This is a genomic window from Bacillus sp. PK3-067, from assembly GCF_056738645.1.
The window spans coordinates 579,536-596,266 of sequence record NZ_CP096490.1; the positions used below are offsets into that span (position 1 = coordinate 579,536).

General features: G+C 35.2%; 14 protein-coding genes. 9 read left to right on the forward strand and 5 right to left on the reverse strand.

Going from position 1 to position 16,731, the window contains the following annotated elements:
* Positions 1-25 precede the first annotated feature (25 nt).
* Positions 26-1,426, forward strand: coding sequence for a MocR-like pyridoxine biosynthesis transcription factor PdxR (gene pdxR, locus M1D73_RS03025; RefSeq protein WP_086401960.1), 1,401 nt, complete (start codon positions 26-28; stop codon positions 1,424-1,426).
* A gap of 32 nt (positions 1,427-1,458) precedes the next feature.
* Here pdxR and M1D73_RS03030 read toward each other — a convergent pair whose 3' ends face one another.
* The 3 genes from M1D73_RS03030 to M1D73_RS03040 all read right to left on the reverse strand — a co-directional run bounded on the left by M1D73_RS03030 (position 1,459) and on the right by M1D73_RS03040 (position 4,308).
* Positions 1,459-1,971, reverse strand: coding sequence for a GNAT family N-acetyltransferase (locus M1D73_RS03030; RefSeq protein ID WP_000351212.1), 513 nt, complete (start codon positions 1,969-1,971; stop codon positions 1,459-1,461).
* 145 nt (positions 1,972-2,116) lie between these two features.
* Complete coding sequence (locus tag M1D73_RS03035; RefSeq protein ID WP_000041022.1) at positions 2,117-3,571, reverse strand: HAMP domain-containing sensor histidine kinase; 1,455 nt, start codon at positions 3,569-3,571, stop codon at positions 2,117-2,119.
* A gap of 65 nt (positions 3,572-3,636) precedes the next feature.
* On the reverse strand, positions 3,637-4,308 hold the full coding sequence (locus M1D73_RS03040; RefSeq protein WP_000238957.1) for a response regulator transcription factor: 672 nt from the start codon (positions 4,306-4,308) through the stop codon (positions 3,637-3,639).
* 330 nt (positions 4,309-4,638) lie between these two features.
* On the opposite strand from M1D73_RS03040, the gene M1D73_RS03045 reads away from it, so the two are divergent.
* On the forward strand, positions 4,639-4,761 hold the full coding sequence (locus M1D73_RS03045) for a hypothetical protein (RefSeq protein WP_001085006.1): 123 nt from the start codon (positions 4,639-4,641) through the stop codon (positions 4,759-4,761).
* Positions 4,762-5,116: 355 nt separating this feature from the next.
* Here M1D73_RS03045 and M1D73_RS03050 read toward each other — a convergent pair whose 3' ends face one another.
* Together M1D73_RS03050 and fdhD are read right to left on the reverse strand one after the other, a co-directional pair.
* Positions 5,117-5,623, reverse strand: a complete 507-nt coding sequence (locus tag M1D73_RS03050; protein ID WP_000405868.1) for a GNAT family N-acetyltransferase — start codon at positions 5,621-5,623, stop codon at positions 5,117-5,119.
* Between the two features lie 231 nt (positions 5,624-5,854).
* Positions 5,855-6,661, reverse strand: coding sequence for a formate dehydrogenase accessory sulfurtransferase FdhD (gene fdhD, locus M1D73_RS03055; RefSeq protein ID WP_000529239.1), 807 nt, complete (start codon positions 6,659-6,661; stop codon positions 5,855-5,857).
* A gap of 300 nt (positions 6,662-6,961) precedes the next feature.
* On the opposite strand from fdhD, the gene fdhF reads away from it, so the two are divergent.
* From fdhF to M1D73_RS03090, 7 genes are all read left to right on the forward strand, one after another.
* Positions 6,962-9,898: a formate dehydrogenase subunit alpha gene (gene fdhF, locus M1D73_RS03060; protein WP_121868429.1), complete on the forward strand. Its 2,937-nt coding sequence runs from the start codon at positions 6,962-6,964 to the stop codon at positions 9,896-9,898.
* 12 nt (positions 9,899-9,910) lie between these two features.
* Entirely contained in the window at positions 9,911-10,393 is a 483-nt protein-coding gene (locus M1D73_RS03065) for a helical membrane plugin domain-containing protein (RefSeq protein ID WP_001040540.1), read from the forward strand.
* Between the two features lie 155 nt (positions 10,394-10,548).
* On the forward strand, positions 10,549-12,420 hold the full coding sequence (locus M1D73_RS03070) for a glycerophosphodiester phosphodiesterase (protein ID WP_001164716.1): 1,872 nt from the start codon (positions 10,549-10,551) through the stop codon (positions 12,418-12,420).
* Between the two features lie 369 nt (positions 12,421-12,789).
* The gene (gene ald, locus M1D73_RS03075; protein WP_001219742.1) at positions 12,790-13,923 is read left to right on the forward strand and encodes an alanine dehydrogenase; all 1,134 of its coding nucleotides are present in this window, start codon (positions 12,790-12,792) and stop codon (positions 13,921-13,923) included.
* Positions 13,924-14,026: 103 nt separating this feature from the next.
* Positions 14,027-15,442 carry an amino acid permease gene (locus M1D73_RS03080; RefSeq protein WP_001284893.1) on the forward strand — a complete coding sequence of 472 codons (1,416 nt, stop codon included), beginning with the start codon at positions 14,027-14,029 and terminating at the stop codon, positions 15,440-15,442.
* A 143-nt stretch (positions 15,443-15,585) separates the two neighbouring features.
* Positions 15,586-16,143: a class I SAM-dependent methyltransferase gene (locus M1D73_RS03085; RefSeq protein ID WP_000393177.1), complete on the forward strand. Its 558-nt coding sequence runs from the start codon at positions 15,586-15,588 to the stop codon at positions 16,141-16,143.
* A 203-nt stretch (positions 16,144-16,346) separates the two neighbouring features.
* Positions 16,347-16,724 (forward strand): ArsR/SmtB family transcription factor, encoded by a 378-nt coding sequence (locus tag M1D73_RS03090; RefSeq protein WP_000918378.1) that lies wholly within the window; start codon positions 16,347-16,349, stop codon positions 16,722-16,724.
* Positions 16,725-16,731 lie beyond the last annotated feature (7 nt).

Sequence of the window (16,731 nt, forward strand, 5' to 3'; positions counted from 1 at the left end):
TAGTTTTATTAAGGGGTCAGATATTATGTTAGAATTAACGCCTAATTTAAATATGAATAGTAAAAAGGCATTGTATGTGCAATTGTATGAGTATATAAAAAAAGAAATTAAAGATGGATCGATTGTCCCTTTTACGAAATTACCGGCTAAGCGAAAGTTAGCGATACATTTACAAGTAAGTAAAAATACAGTAGAGGCAGCGTACGAACAATTACTGGCAGAAGGTTATATTGAGTCGATATCGAGAAAAGGTTATTTTGTATGCAAGATTGAGCAAATGGTTCATATAGAGGATAGCGGAGATAGAATAGAAGAAGTACCGTTTCAGGAGAAGAGTTATAAATTTGATTTTACACAAACAGGAATTGATACAAATGCTTTTCCATTCAATATGTATCGGAAAATTGTAAATGAAATATGGCAGCCGCATAATAACGAACTTCTCTTTCTAGGACACCCTCAAGGAGAAGCGAGCTTAAGAGAAGAGATTACGAATTATTTGTATGAATCTAGAGGTGTACGTTGTTCAGCTAGTCAAATTGTATTAGGAGCGGGAACACAAATATTAGTGAAACTATTGTTTCAATTGTTAAAGGGAAGCAATTATGCAGTTGAAAACCCAGGGTATCATAGAAAGATGGTTGTTTTTGAACAGGGAGAAGCAAGAGTCCAAATGTTATCTTTAGATAGAGATGGAATTTGTATTGCGGATTTAGAAAATAGCAATGCGAATGTTGTATTTGTTACACCTTCCCATCAGTTTCCGTATGGAATGATTATGCCTATTACGAGAAGGACGCAGCTTTTACAATGGGCCAAGAAAGAAGAGAGCAGGTATATTATTGAAGATGATTATGATAGTGAATTTCGCTATTCTGGAAAGCCTATACCGGCGCTGCAAGGGTTAGATACAGAGGGGAAAGTTATTTATATGGGGACGCTATCTAAAGCATTATTACCATCGCTACGGATGAGCTATATGGTGTTGCCGAAGAAATTAATTAAAAAGTATCAACAGCAATATTTATTTTATACACAAAGTGTTTCAAGAATGGACCAAGAAGTGATTAGAAGATTTTTAAATGAAGGCTATTGGGAAAAACATATTCATAAAATGCGTGTCGTCTACCGAAAGAAGAGAGATCGACTTGTTTTTGAAATAGAGAAGTATTTCTCTAATCGTGTTGAAGTGATAGGAGAAGATTCAGGATTACACATTTTATTAAAAGTGCATAATGGAATGCGGGAAGAAGAATTAATTCAAGAAGCTGCGAAACATAGTATCAAAATATATCCTGTGTCTACGTACTATAAAGACGATACTGCACCTGAAAATGTAGTTTTACTTGGGTTTGCGATATTATCAGAGGAAGAAATTGCGAAAGCGATTCAATTATTACACACGGCATGGTTTACAAGAAAGTAAAAAACATCCTCCAAACATGAGGATGTTTTTTATTATTTATTTTCATCTAAGAATAAGACCATATGCTCTTCGTCCCAATATTGTCCGTTATATTTTAATGAACGTTCTTGTACACCGAATGTTTTAAAACCTAATGATTCATAAAGTTTTTTCGCTCCATCGTTGCCAACAACAACATCAAGCATAACTTGTTCTACTTCTAAAGATTTAGCAAGCTCAAGACATTCTTTAATAAGTGCTTTTCCTGCTCCAAGTCCGCGCGCTTTTGGAGATACATATACAGAACCGATTTTAGCTTTATGTTCTTGTTTTACATATGGTTTCGTTTCCAGTGTTGCAACCCCGATTAATTTTCCATCTTTAAATGCACCTAGCGTATAGTTTTCATCTTGTGCTAATTTTTGTGCTTTATATTCAATCGCACACTCTTTATTAATAATATCTTCATAAGAAGAGCTGAATGCTTCAGGGTTTTGCTTTAATCCTTCTACGCGAAGTTCTAAGTAAATTTCTGCTTCGTCTTTTGTTAATACATGGATATCCAATTATATCACCCTCCAAATCTTTGCAAATGTACCTTTATTTTATATTGAAATAAGAATAATTTCAAAAGCTTAGCTTATATGAGCTGTTTTTATGAACAAAATAACACCAGTAGTGTTTACTGCTACTGGTGTTTTCACACGCATATTATTCAAAAGGTAGCTCGATTATAAAGTTTGTTCCCGCTCCTAATTGGCTTGTTACTAGAATAGAACCGTTATGCAATTCTACAATTTCCTTTGCAACAGCTAGCCCGATACCTTTTCCGCCTGTAGCTCGTGTTCTAGATTTATCGACACGATAAAAACGGTCAAATATATGCGGGATATCTTCTTCAGGAATACCTTCACCTTCATCTTGTACACTTATTGTAAAAGAATCTGTTTCCATGAGTACACGTATCGTAATGGCTGTGTTTTCTGGCGAATGTTGATAAGCGTTGTGTAATAAATTTAACATAACTTGTTCCATACGTCTTTCGTCTATACAAACTTCTAAATCATCTTTGCAATATACATGAAGTTGCATTTGCTTATTTGTTAATGTTGTTTTTGTTTTTTCTACCATTCGTTCTAAAAATGGCTGAAGAAGCACTTTTTGTTTTTTTATAACAAATTGGTGTTGTTCTAATTGTACAAGCATAAATAAATCTTGGACGAGATCGGTTACACTATCCGTTTCATCCTCAATAATTTGTAAGTATTCTTCTCGCTCCTCTTTTGTTAAAGAGTCTCTCTTTGCTACCTTCGCATAACCTTTCATATAGGTCAATGGAGTTAATAGTTCATGAGCGACACTAGCGAGAAATTCATTGCGCTCTTTTTTCATATACGTAAGTTCACTCGATAAATCTTCAATTGTTTTTGCTAAACTTCCGAGTTCATCATTTCGTTTAATACCTAATTGAATTGGCTTGTTTAATTTTGACATTTTTTCTGTCGCTCTCTTCATTTTTACAAGTGGTTCTGTAATAACGCGTGAAAAAACAAAGACAGAAATTGTTGTTAAAATAATTGTTAAAACGCTAATGATAAGAAATTGGTTCATGAGTTTAAGTAACATATTTTCTAGGAAAGATGTTTTTAATAACATATATAGCTTTCCTTGAAACTTTGTTGTGTTAAGTGGGCTTACTGTTGTGATGAACTTTGATTTTTTCCAGTTCCTTTCAACGACCAATCCGCCGTCTGGGACAGTTTCTGTTTTACAAGTAAGTTGTTTTTGCATATCTTTTGTTACGGGTTCTGAGGTGGAAATAATTTTGCCATTATGGTCAGTAATAATGATAGCTATATCGGAGTTAGAAATTGATTCCGATTCAACTAAGTGTGCAGCCTCATTCGTAATATCGAACTCAGGGTACACAGGACGTTTAGGATTTTTATTATGTTCAGCGTGTTTCATTTCTTTATAATATTCATCCCGTCTCTCGCGGCTTTTAATTTTTTTACTATAGCGATTACCTTTCTCTAAAAGAGCATCTGTTTCCTCTACAATACGCATTTTTGAAAGGCTTTTATAAAAAGATACGAAAGCAATTGTTTCAATACATAAAGCTAATATTAAAAAGTATGTCCCAATTTTAAGGGAAAGTTTACTCATTTTTTCACCATACCTTATTCATAATAAAGAGTCAGTGGTATACGATTTCCCACTGACCGAAGTAATTATTCACTTTTCCATTTATATCCGACTTTATAGACCGTTTCTAGGTAATCTTCAATCGGAAATCCTTTTTTGCGTAGTTTATCACGGATATTACGAATGTGTGAGTCAATTGTTCTATATTCGATATCTGTTTCATAGCCCCAAATTTTTTCGATTAAATCATCTCGGCTATAAGCACGGTTTGTATTTTGTAAAAATAGTCCGAGTAACGAAAATTCGATAGGAGTTAATGAGATTTTTTCATCATAAACTGTGACAGTATGTTTCGTTTTATCCCACTCAATACCATTGAAACTAACAAAGCCATCTTTTTTTGTACGGCGTAATATAGCCTCGATTCGTGCGACTAATACATGCTCATCAAATGGTTTTGTAATATAATCATCTGCGCCCATCGTGAGGCCTTTCACCATATCGTAGTTTTGGTTGCGAGCTGTTAACATAATGATAGGAACGTTGGAAATTTGACGAATTTGATAGCAAGTATCCCATCCATCCATACTTGGCATCATAACATCTAATAAAATAATATCGAATTCTTTTTGTTCGATTAATTTTAGTGCTTCAAGGCCAGAGGTAGCTTTCATACAAAAATAGCCGCGAGGGCTTAAGAACAGATCTAATAATCGTAACATACGTTCTTCATCGTCTACTAATAAAATTTTTACCATAATCTTGTGCACCCCAAACTGTTCATTCTACTTGTATAGTTTACATGAAAATAATAAAAAACTCTTTTTATGTGATTGAATGGAGGGCTGATTTTTTCGCTCAGAGTAATTGACATAAAAAATGCACTAGTTTTGCACAACTATTTTTTATAATAGAAAACGTAGCGACACAAAATACCCTATGTTGCGACATAACGTCATGTCATTTTATTTATAAAATGACAATTCCATTCTATTGTGTATGTGAGATAGAGAGGGTTTTCGTATTCACCTCGCATCGGATAAGAAAAATTTCCTATCTCACACTTTTTTTAAAAGGAGATCATACACATGAATTCAAAAGAAGAAATTTCAAAAAAAGAAAAGCAAGATCGTAATACGGTTGTCATGTGCGTTGCCGTATCTATGGTTATTATTATAAGTTGCGTAAATAAAATTTTGGGGATTTTATAATATAAAAAAAGCTGATTGCTTCTTAAGAAGCAATCAGCTTTTTTCATTGTTAGGGGGAGTGTTCATATAATAAACCAAGGTAAAATTGCTAATCCAGAAGTTACAATTGCTGTAGTAAATATTAAAAGCATAGCTCGTTTGTTTTGTTTCATGTCACATTCTCCTCTACATATCAAGTACATGCGATCAGCGTGGGATGTAGTTCCCCACTGAGTAAAGTTTCACTTTATATTTTTAGTATAATGAATGGAAAGGTTTGGTACGATCGATAAAGGTGACATGAAGATTACATTGTTGTAATGAAAAAAGCATCTTTCTTAATAAAAAGATGCTTTTGGAAAACTATATTGAAGTATTAATCATTTAAGAACAGAACCATATGTTCCTCGTCCCAATATTGACCGTTATGTTTTAATGAACGCTCTTGTACGCCGTAAGTCTGGAAACCTAATGATTCATATAATTTTTTTGCACCAGCGTTACCAACTACAACATCGAGCATAAGTTGTTCTACATGTAATTTATCGGCATTTTCAATAATTGCTTTAATAAGAGCTCGTCCTGCTCCAAGGCCACGCGCTTTTGGGGAAACGAAAACGGAACCGATTTTTGCTTTATGTTCTTGTTTAATAAAAGGCTTTGTTTCTAAAGTAGCAATGCCGATTAAATCATCATCTTTGAAGACCCCTAGAGTATACTTATCCGGATTGCTTAATCGTTTTGCCATAGCAGCTACAGGATCCTCATGTTTCAAAACGTCTTCATAGGAAGAGCTAAAAGCTTCCGGGTTCTTCGTTAAACCTTCCATACAAACTTTTAAATATATTTCTGCGTCCTCTGTCGTTAATAAGCGAATTTCCATAGTTGTAACCTCCTTGGTCGATTTCAAATAAAATAAATCCATTACTTTTATAAGAGTGTGTATGTGTTTTGTTAGCAGTCTCTTTTAATTTGTAAAAGAATGAAAAGATATATGCTACAATGTTTTGTTTTTTAATATGTAATGAAATTATATATTAACTTTATTAACTATTCAAGTCTTTAATATATTACATTTTCATAACTAAAATAACTCCTCAATTGAGGAGTTATTTTAGTTATTCGATTGATAACCATCAATTCGATGTGGATGTGTGTAAATATTGCAGGATTCATTTCTGATAAATCCTACGACTGTAATGCCTAAATCGTGAGCGAGTTGCAATGCTAGTTTTGTTGGGGCAGATTTAGATAGAACAATTTCACATCCGATTTTTGAAACTTTGAGTAAAATTTCAGATGAAATACGTCCGCTAAATGCGATAATTTTTCCTTTAACAGATATATCGTTGCGCAAACAATGACCATATATTTTATCTAATGCATTATGTCTGCCAATATCCATTCTTGATAGGAGGATTTTGTTTCGATCACAGAGCGCGGTATTGTGAACACCGCCGGTTTGGCGAAAGGTAGTGGAAGATTGTTGTAACGTATTCATTAAGTAAAAACATTCTTCAGGAGTAATTTTTACATGTATATCATGTAAGTCTTTTGCTTTTGCTGCATCGTTTACGAAAATAAAACCTTGTCTACCTTTTCCGCAGCAAGAAGTGACGTATCGTTTATTATATAAAGTTTGATAGAGCGGATTCACTTTTGATGATTTTACATGGACAATTCCGTTATCTTTTTGAACCCATAGTTCTTCAACATCGTTATAGGAAGAAATAATCCCCTCAGAAATTAAAAAACCAATTACCATATCTTCAATATAATTTGGTGTGCATACGACTGTTACATATTCTTCACCATTCAATTTAATAGTAATAGGAGATTCTGTAACAATCTCATCAAGTTGTTTTGAAAATGTACCAGATTGATAACGTACAATTGTATAAGTCTCTTGCGTAGGCCCCATATTTAATTCCCCTTTTATATGTATTTCTCTCCCACATTTATCATAAAACAATGGGAAAAATAAAAACACCTATTAACAAGAAGATCACAGATTATTTTGGTTATTATTGTATATGTACGATATAATAGAACTGTAGAATAGTGATATTTTCAAGCTTTCGTAGTTATACCTTATAACATCTAGAATCGACTTCATAAGAAAGTATTTGGGTAGAGCGTTTCAAAAATATGTACAGTAATGCGATTTTGAAAACGGATTCATGATTGTGTTGTACAGTTGGTTGTAAGGAGAGGGGAAACTATGGCAGAACAGACAGTCCGTGTAACCGTCGATGGTAAAGAATTTTCTGCATCAGGTGAAAAGACGATACTACAATTATTTAACGAGAGTAATTTGGAACATCCTCAAATTTGTCATGTACCAGAAGTAGATCCAATTCAAACTTGTGATACGTGTATTGTAGAAGTAAATGGAAAGTTATTGCGTGCTTGTTCAACGAAATTAGAGAACGGTATGCATATCGAAAGGCAGTCCCAGCGTGCAAAAGAGGCGCAGACTGAGGCAATGGATCGAATATTAGAGAATCATCTACTGTATTGTACCGTTTGTGATAACAATAATGGTAACTGTAAAGTCCACAATACAGTACATATGATGGGAATTGAGGAACAGAAATATCCGTATGAGCCAAAAGTAAGTGCGTGTGAAGTGGATATGTCACATCCGTTTTATCGATATGATCCAAATCAATGTATTGCTTGTGGACAGTGTGTAGAAGTATGTCAAAACTTACAGGTTAATGAAACAATATCGATAGACTGGAGCTTAGACCGTCCACGTGTTATATGGGACAATGGTGTAAGTATAAATGACTCATCTTGTGTAAGTTGCGGGCAATGTGTAACAGTATGTCCATGTAATGCGTTGATGGAGAAATCAATGTTAGGTGAAGCTGGATTCATGACTGGATTGAAACCGGATGTGTTAGATCCGATGATTGATTTTGTAAAGGATGTAGAGCCTGGATATAGTAGTATTTTAGCAGTTTCAGAAGTAGAGGCTGCGATGCGTAAGACGAAAGTGAATAAAACAAAAACAGTTTGTACATTTTGTGGTGTAGGTTGTTCATTTGAAGTATGGACGAAAGACCGCCACATTTTGAAAGTACAGCCTGTTTCAGATGCGCCGGTTAACGGTATTTCCACATGCGTAAAAGGCAAATTTGGATGGGATTTTGTAAACAGTGAAGATCGAATTACAAAGCCATTAATTCGCCAAGGAGATATGTTTGTTGAAGCTTCATGGGAAGAGGCTCTTGAAGTTGTTGCATCCAATATGCAGCATATTAAATCAGAATATGGCAGTGATGCATTTGGGTTTATTTCTTCTTCAAAAGTAACGAATGAAGAAAATTATCTTATGCAAAAATTAGCCCGTCAAATATATGGAACGAATAATGTAGACAACTGTTCCCGTTATTGTCAATCTCCAGCAACAGACGGTTTATTTAAAACTGTCGGTATGGGCGGAGACGCTGGAACAGTGAAAGATATTGCGGAAGCTGGCCTTGTCATTATCGTTGGAGCAAATCCAACAGAAGGACATCCTGTACTTGCAACGCGTGTAAAACGTGCTCATAAATTACATGACCAAAAATTAATTGTGGCGGATCTTCGTAAACATGAAATGGCAGAGCGTGCGGATTTATTCATTCATCCGCGCCAAGGAACTGATTATGTATGGCTCGCTGGTATTACGAAATATATTATTGATCAAGATTGGCACGATAAAAAGTTCATAGCTGAAAATGTGAAGAATTTTGATGAATATAGCAAAATGGTAGAAAAGTATACGCTTGATTATACAGAAGAGATTACGGGGATTTCGAAAGAAAATCTGAAAGAAATGGCTCGTATGGTATATGAAGCAGATGGTACTTGTGTACTTTGGGGAATGGGTGTAACGCAAAATACTGGAGGAAGTACAACTTCAGCAGCAATTTCAAATCTATTGCTTGTTACGGGTAATTATCGTCGTCCTGGTGCAGGAGCATATCCATTACGCGGACATAATAACGTACAAGGCGCTTGTGATATGGCAACATTACCAAACTGGCTTCCAGGTTACCAAGCGGTTTCAGATGATGCGCTCCGTGCGAAATTTGAAAAAGCATACGGTACTACAATTCCGAAAGCACCAGGCTTAAATAATATTGCAATGTTACTTGCGGCAGATGAAGGAAAACTGCGTGGTATGTATGTTATGGGTGAAGAAATGGCTTTAGTAGATTCGAATGCCAACCATGTACAACATATTTTAGCGAATTTAGATTTCCTTGTTGTTCAAGATATGTTCTTATCGAAAACAGCTCGTTTTGCTGATGTTATTTTACCGGCAGCACCAAGCTTAGAAAAAGAGGGAACATTTACGAATACAGAGCGCCGTATTCAAAGATTATATGAAGTATTGAAGCCGCTTGGTGATTCAAAGCCAGACTGGTGGATTTTACAAAAAGTAGCTCGTGCGCTTGGCGGGGACTGGAATTATGAAAGTCCAAGTGAAATCATGGATGAAATTGCATCGCTTGCACCTTTATATTCTCAGGCAACATACGATCGTTTAGAAGGATGGAATAGTTTATGTTGGGGTAGCCATGATGGTAGCGATACACCGCTATTATATGTGGACGGATTTAACTTCCCGGATAAACTAGCTCGTCTATCATTAGATGAATGGGTACCACCAGTTGTAGCGCCAGATGAGTATAATTTACTTTTAAATAATGGTCGTATGTTAGAACATTTCCACGAAGGGAATATGACGAATAAATCGGCTGGTATTTTATCTAAAGTATCTGAAGTGTTCGTTGAAATCTCGCCTGAACTTGCCCTAGAGCGCAATGTGAAAGATGGTGGCCTTGTAGAATTAGCATCACCATTTGGGAAAATTAAAGTACAGGCACTTGTTACAGAGCGTGTAACGGGGAAAGAGCTATATTTACCGATGCATGCAACGGTAAATGAAGAGGCAATCAATATTTTAACTGGAACGGCGACAGATCTTTATACGTGTACACCAGCGTACAAACAAACGGTGGTAAAGATGCGTGTACTACGTGAAAAAGGGAATCGTCCGTTACCATCTTCAAACCCGAGAGATAAAAAGCGTAATCCGCAAAACGGTGTTGAAATCCAGCAAAAATGGCAAAGAAAACAATACGTATCACTTGTGGACTAGGGGGCGGAGATAGTGGCGAAAGAAATTACTGTAATTAAAAAGAAAGTTGTAACAGAGGAAGAACAGAAACAGCAAGTAGCAGATGAACTTCTAAATGAGCTATCTAATAATCGTGAAGCAGTAGAAGAAACGATGCAGCTTTTAGCACAGTTGCAGAAGGCTGGTATATTAGATGCGGCAATTAGTTTACTTGCTGCGAAGGAAGATGTTTCAAAAATCGCTGTGGAGCAATTAAATCGTGAACCCGTTAAAAATGCGTTAAATAATATGATGGGGGCAGGAGAAGCGTTATCTTCAGTTGACCCAGAAATAACGAAGCAAATTACGTCAAGTTTAGTTACAGGATTGCAATTTGCAACAGATGAATTAAATAGTGGTAAAAAAACAAAAGTGATGGATTTCTTTAAAGTATTAAAAGATCCAGATATCAATAGAGCTATTACATTCGGTTTTAGCTTCTTGAAAGCATTTGGACAAGGGCTAGAGAAAAAATAGAATAAATGAAAAAGTGATGGGAAGTAGCCATCACTTTTTTCATTATATGTATAAGTGTGTTCATGTTAAGCGGAATATATTATTATTAAAAAGATGGATTAGAACTGGAAATATGGAATCCATCTCAAATACCGTTTTAGAATTTGGAGGAATATATGCAACACCGTAAAAAACTATCTATACCAGGAGTAATGAGACATTCCTTTCAAACAGTTAAATTTGCCTTTTGGAATGTATTAACTTTTCAACTTGCTTATAAATTATTAGCAGCGATTGTGTTTGTTCCGCTATTTGGAATCATTTTTAATAAGTTATTGTATTTTGGTGGTTATGCAAATGCGACAAATGATGAATTATTAGCGTTTTTAAAGACGCCTTATGGCATCTTAGCAATCGTAATTTTATCATTGTTAGCACTGTTTCTTATCTTTACAGAATTTGCGGTGCTTATTATTATTTCGTATTTCGCTCATAAAAGACAGAAGGTGAAATTACGTCCGATTTTATATAAAACGGTAACGTATTTACCTACTCTTTTCACATATTGCTTACCAGGATTTATTTTATATGCTGTCGTATTGTTGCCTCTTTTAAATATGGGATATGAAACGGCATTAATCCCGCAAATTCAAATTCCTAACTTTATTACAGGAGAGCTGTTTAAGACAACGATGGGACAAGTTGGTTATTACACGTTCTTTGCTGTAGTCGCGTATTTGAATCTTAGATGGATTTTCGTTCTACCTATTGTTGTTTTAGAGCAAAAACCATTTCGCGTGGCAGCACGTAAAAGTGCAACTTTAGTAAAGGAAAGCTTTTTTAAAGTACTATTCTTTTTAGTAGGATTTTTTATTTCAATTGGAATTGTATATGTCATGTTTTTGGGAATGTATTTATTGTGCCTATGGGGTGTTTATGAATTTACAAACCCGAAAGGAACATTTGCATTATTAGCTGAATCAACGATTTCTGTATTTTTAACGAGTACATTGTATTTATTCAGCTTTATCGTGACGCCATTTTATATTATGGCGATTACGCGATTATACTTACAAAAGGTTCCAGTTGAGGATGTTTTATTAGAAGAAGGATTAGATTATTCGAAAACGAAAGCAGATAAATGTTTCTTCCAAAAACATCGTTGGAAATTCATTGGCGTATACATTGTAGGGATTATTACTGCGGGAATGGTCGTTGCCTTCATTGTAACGTTTATTTCAAATTCGTATAAAGAACCGATTATTATGGCGCACCGCGGGTATATATCAAAAGGCGTAGAAAATACGAAAGAAGCTGTGCAAGGTGCTATTGATGCAAAAGCAGACTACGCTGAAATAGATGTATTACAAACGAAAGACGGTGAGCTAGCGGTTATACATGATTTGAAGCTGAAACGTCTCGCAAATGCTAATGTGCATGTGTCAGATTTAACGATGGCGGAGTTAAGGCAGCTTACCCTTAGTCAAGATGGACTTTCAGGACAAATAAGTACACTTGATGAAATCATTAAGCTAGCAAATGGCAAAATCAAACTTAATATAGAAGTGAAGCTTCATGGGGGCGAAAAAGATTTTGTAAACAAAGTCTTAAAAACGATTAAAGATAATGAATTTGAGAAGCAATGTGTAATTCAAACGTTACACTATCCACTTATTAAAGAGTTTAAGCGTGCAAATCCAGATATAAAAGTAGGGTATATACTGTATGCAAGTAGAGCTAACTTAAAGAATGTGAAGGCTGACTTTTACGTAGCAGAAGAATATATGTTAAATAAGAAATTAGTAAAAGAAGCAAGGAAGTTAAACAAACCAATTTACGTATGGACAGTAAATGATATGGAAAATTTAAAGGCATATTATAAGTTAAACGTAGATGGTATTATAACCGATTACCCTGAAGATGCACGTGAAACAATTAAGATGTTAAAAGAGCAAGAAGCGGAAGAAAGTGATCTGTTTGATAAAATTACTGAAACGACAGATGATTTATTTTCTAAGTTATTTATAAGTTACCCAGCTGCTAGCTAAATGCTAGCAGCTGTTTTTTTGTGAAAAGAATATATCTCTAAAGTATTGAGTAAAGTAATAACTGTATATGTATACGTTATCGCTTAGGTTTCTTACATTGTTAAATTATTGTCAAATAATAAATGATTGCTGTTTATTTTGAAGCAGTATAATAAAAATAGAGTGAAAGATAATGGAATGACACGAAACCCCTAATAGAATCAATGTTTTATATATTTACACTATTCTAAATATAAAAACTTTAGGAAAATGATATGTTAGCGTTTTCATAACTTTTAAGTTATGCTAGAATAAGGACATAAGTTATTAATTATTACAAAAAGAAAAAAGAATCTCTTTTTTCTGTTAATTATAAGGGGGCATTTCATTATGCGTATTGGGGTACCAGCAGAAATTAAAAACAACGAAAACCGTGTGGCAATGACACCAGCAGGTGTTGTACATTTAATTCGTAACAATCACGAAGTATTCATTCAAAAGGGTGCAGGTTTAGGGTCTGGTTTCACAGATGCTCAGTATGTTGAAGCGGGAGCAAAAATTGTTGATACAGCTGAAGAAGCTTGGAATATGGAAATGGTTATGAAAGTTAAGGAACCAATTGAAAGCGAATACAAACACTTCAGTGAAGGCTTAATCTTGTTCACATACTTACACTTAGCTCCAGAGCCAGAATTAACAAAAGCTTTAATCGAGAAAAAAGTTGTTTCTATCGCATATGAAACAGTACAATTAGAAAACCGTTCATTACCATTACTTGCACCTATGAGTGAAGTAGCTGGTCGTATGGCTGCACAAATTGGTGCACAATTCCTTGAGAAAAACAAAGGCGGTAAAGGTATCTTACTTGCAGGTGTTCCAGGGGTTAAACGTGGTAAAGTAACAATCATCGGTGGTGGACAAGCTGGTACAAATGCTGCTAAAATTGCAGTTGGACTAGGTGCGGATGTAACAATCATCGACTTAAGTGCAGAACGTCTTCGTCAATTAGATGACATTTTCGGAAACCAAGTAAAAACTTTAATGTCTAATCCTTACAATATTGCAGAAGCTGTTAAAGAGTCTGATCTTGTAATCGGTGCAGTATTAATCCCAGGTGCAAAAGCTCCAAAACTTGTAACAGAAGAAATGATTAAATCAATGGAACCAGGTTCTGTTGTTGTAGATATCGCGATTGACCAAGGTGGTATTTTCGAAACAACTGACCGTATTACAACTCATGATAACCCAACTTACGAAAAACACGGCGTTGTTCATTATGCAGTTGCAAACATGCCAGGTGCGGTTCCACGTACATCAACTCTTGCATTAACAAACGTAACAGTACCATATGCAGTACAAATTGCTAACAAAGGCTACAAAGAAGCTTGCCTAGGCAACTCTGCATTACTAAAAGGTATTAACACATTAGATGGCTATGTAACATTCGAAGCAGTTGCAGAAGCTCACGGTGTAGAGTACAAAGGTGCTAAAGAATTATTAGAAGCAGAAACAGTATCTTGCTAATAGAAGCATTATACAAAACAAAATCGAACAATATATAAAACAACATGATAAGAGCTAAGAGTGAAGATCTCTTAGCTCTTCTTGGCAAAAGGGGGCATACATCGTGGCCAACCTATTTAAAAAGAAATCCGTTACGCAATTGTTAGGGGAAAGTAAAAGTAAAACTTTGACGAAAACGCTAGGGGCATTTGACCTAACAATGCTAGGGATTGGTGCGATAATTGGTACAGGAGTTCTAGTATTAACTGGATTAGTAGCAGCAAGAGATGCTGGTCCAGCAGTTATTTTTTCATTCATGATTGCAGCCATCGTTTGTGGATTTGCAGCATTATGTTACGCAGAGGTGGCTTCTACACTTCCTGTTTCAGGTAGTGTGTACACATACTCATATGCAACTATTGGTGAGTTTGTAGCTCATTTAATGGGATGGACATTACTATCCGTATATGTTGTAACGACTGCCGCAGTAGCTGGCGGATGGACTGGTTACTTCCATAACTTAGTGAGTGGATTAGGGCTTGAAATTCCAAAAGCACTGCTAACGATTCCGTCTCAAGGTGGTATGGTGAATTTACCAGCAGTTATCGTTACATTAGTTATAACTTGGTTATTATCAAGAGGTACGAAAGAAAGTAAACGCGTGAATAACATAATGGTATTAATTAAAATTGGTATCGTTGTTTTATTCATTGCAGTTGGTGTATTCTACGTGAAACCAGAAAACTGGATACCATTTGCACCGTACGGTTTAAGTGGAGTTTTCGCGGGGGGAGCAGCAGTATTCTTTGCTTTCTTAGGATTTGATGCATTAGCAACTTCTGCTGAAGAGGTAAAAAATCCGCAACGTGATCTACCGATTGGTATTATCGCTTCGTTAGTCATTTGTACAATCATTTATGTTGTAGTTTGTCTCGTTATGACGGGTATGGTTTCTTATAAAGAATTAGATGTACCAGAAGCTATGGCATATGTGTTAGAAGTTGTAGGACAAGATAAAGTAGCAGGTGTAATCGCAATTGGAGCTGTAATTGGTATTATGGCAGTAATTTTTGCTTACATTTATGCAACGACACGTGTATTCTTTGCGATGAGCCGTGACGGTTTATTGCCAGAATCTTTCGCGAAAATTAATAAAAAGACAGAAGCGCCAACATTTACAGTTTGGTTAACAGGAATTGGTAGTGCTTTAATTGCTGGATTTATCGATTTAAAAGAATTGTCGAATTTAGCGAATATTGGAGCGTTGTTAACATTTGCGATGGTTGGTGTGTCAGTTATTATTCTTCGTAAAACACATCCAAAATTACAACGTGGATTTATGGTACCACTTGTACCGATCTTGCCGATTATTTCGATTGCATGTTGTCTATTCTTAATGGTAAATCTACCATTAAAAACATGGATGTACTTCGGTGCTTGGTTAGCAATTGGAGTAGTTGTATACTTTGTTTATTCGAAAAAACATAGTCATTTAAAAGACGATGGAAGTTCGCAGGATAATTTAGAACAAGCTAATTAAAAGCTTAATTAAAAGGGATATAAGTATAGTAAGCCTTGTGCGTCTAGGGAGCGCGCAAGGCTTTTTCTTTTGTTGAAATAAAGGGAATATATATTACTTTGTTGAATTTTTATGTCGGAATATGAAAAAAGGGTGGGAGCAAAATGGAAGAAACAAAAGTTGTAGTTGGAGCAGAGGGTTATAATAATAACCCTGGTTGGTTACATACGAATGAAGAAGAATTAAACTTATTACGGAGAGAAACTTGGCTTGATAAATTTCAACCTAATTCTTTATCAGTAATTTTGGCAGAACATGTATGGGAGCATTTATCATATGAAGAAGGAATTGAAGCTGCAAAAATTTGTTATGAGTTTTTAATGGAGAATGGATATATTCGTTGTGCAGTACCAGATGCATTTTTTCCAGATGAAGAATATCAGCAAGGGGTACAAGTAGGTGGACCTGGTCCATTAGATCATCCTGCAGCAAGCCATAAAATTGTTCATAACTATAAAACAATCACGTCCATGTTTGAATCAGCAGGTTTTCAAGTGAGGCTCTTAGAATACTGTGATGAGAATGGTAAGTTTCACTATAATGATTGGAATGAGAAAGATGGATTTATTTATCGTTCGAAACGTTTTGACCATAGAAATCGGGATAATCAGTTAGGATTTGTTTCTTTAATTGTGGATGCGGTGAAAATGAAAAGTAAGTAAAAAGGGGTGTGCGAATTGTGCATCCTTTTTTGTATGAGAATATAGAGGATGCGAAAAATATGTATACGACTTATTAAAATGTGAACGGAATGTTCATAAAAAAAATTCAGATTTCATTGACACATATGAGTAGGCGCTCATATAATAAGAGTATAAGATATATGAATGATTGTTCATATGTTCAATTAAAGAGGTGAGCTATAATGGCTGGAAATAAAGTAGAAACACCACAAGAGACATGTTCTCAAACGATAATTCATGAAGAAGTTGTAGAGCAAGTAAAACAAACAATTCCAACTGATGAAAGTTTAAGTAAAGTAGCAGAACTATTTAAAGTATTAGGTGACCGTACACGTACGAGAATATTACATGCGCTATTTGAAGCTGAAATGTGCGTTTGTGATTTAGCTTATTTATTAGGAATGACACAATCATCTATTTCGCATCAGCTTCGTGTGTTAAAGCAAGCGAAACTTGTGAAGAATCGTAAAGAAGGAAAGGTTGTTTATTATTCGTTAGCTGACCAGCACGTAATTCATATCTTCGAGCAAGCGTTTGAACACGTAAACGAAGAAGAATAAAAAGAAC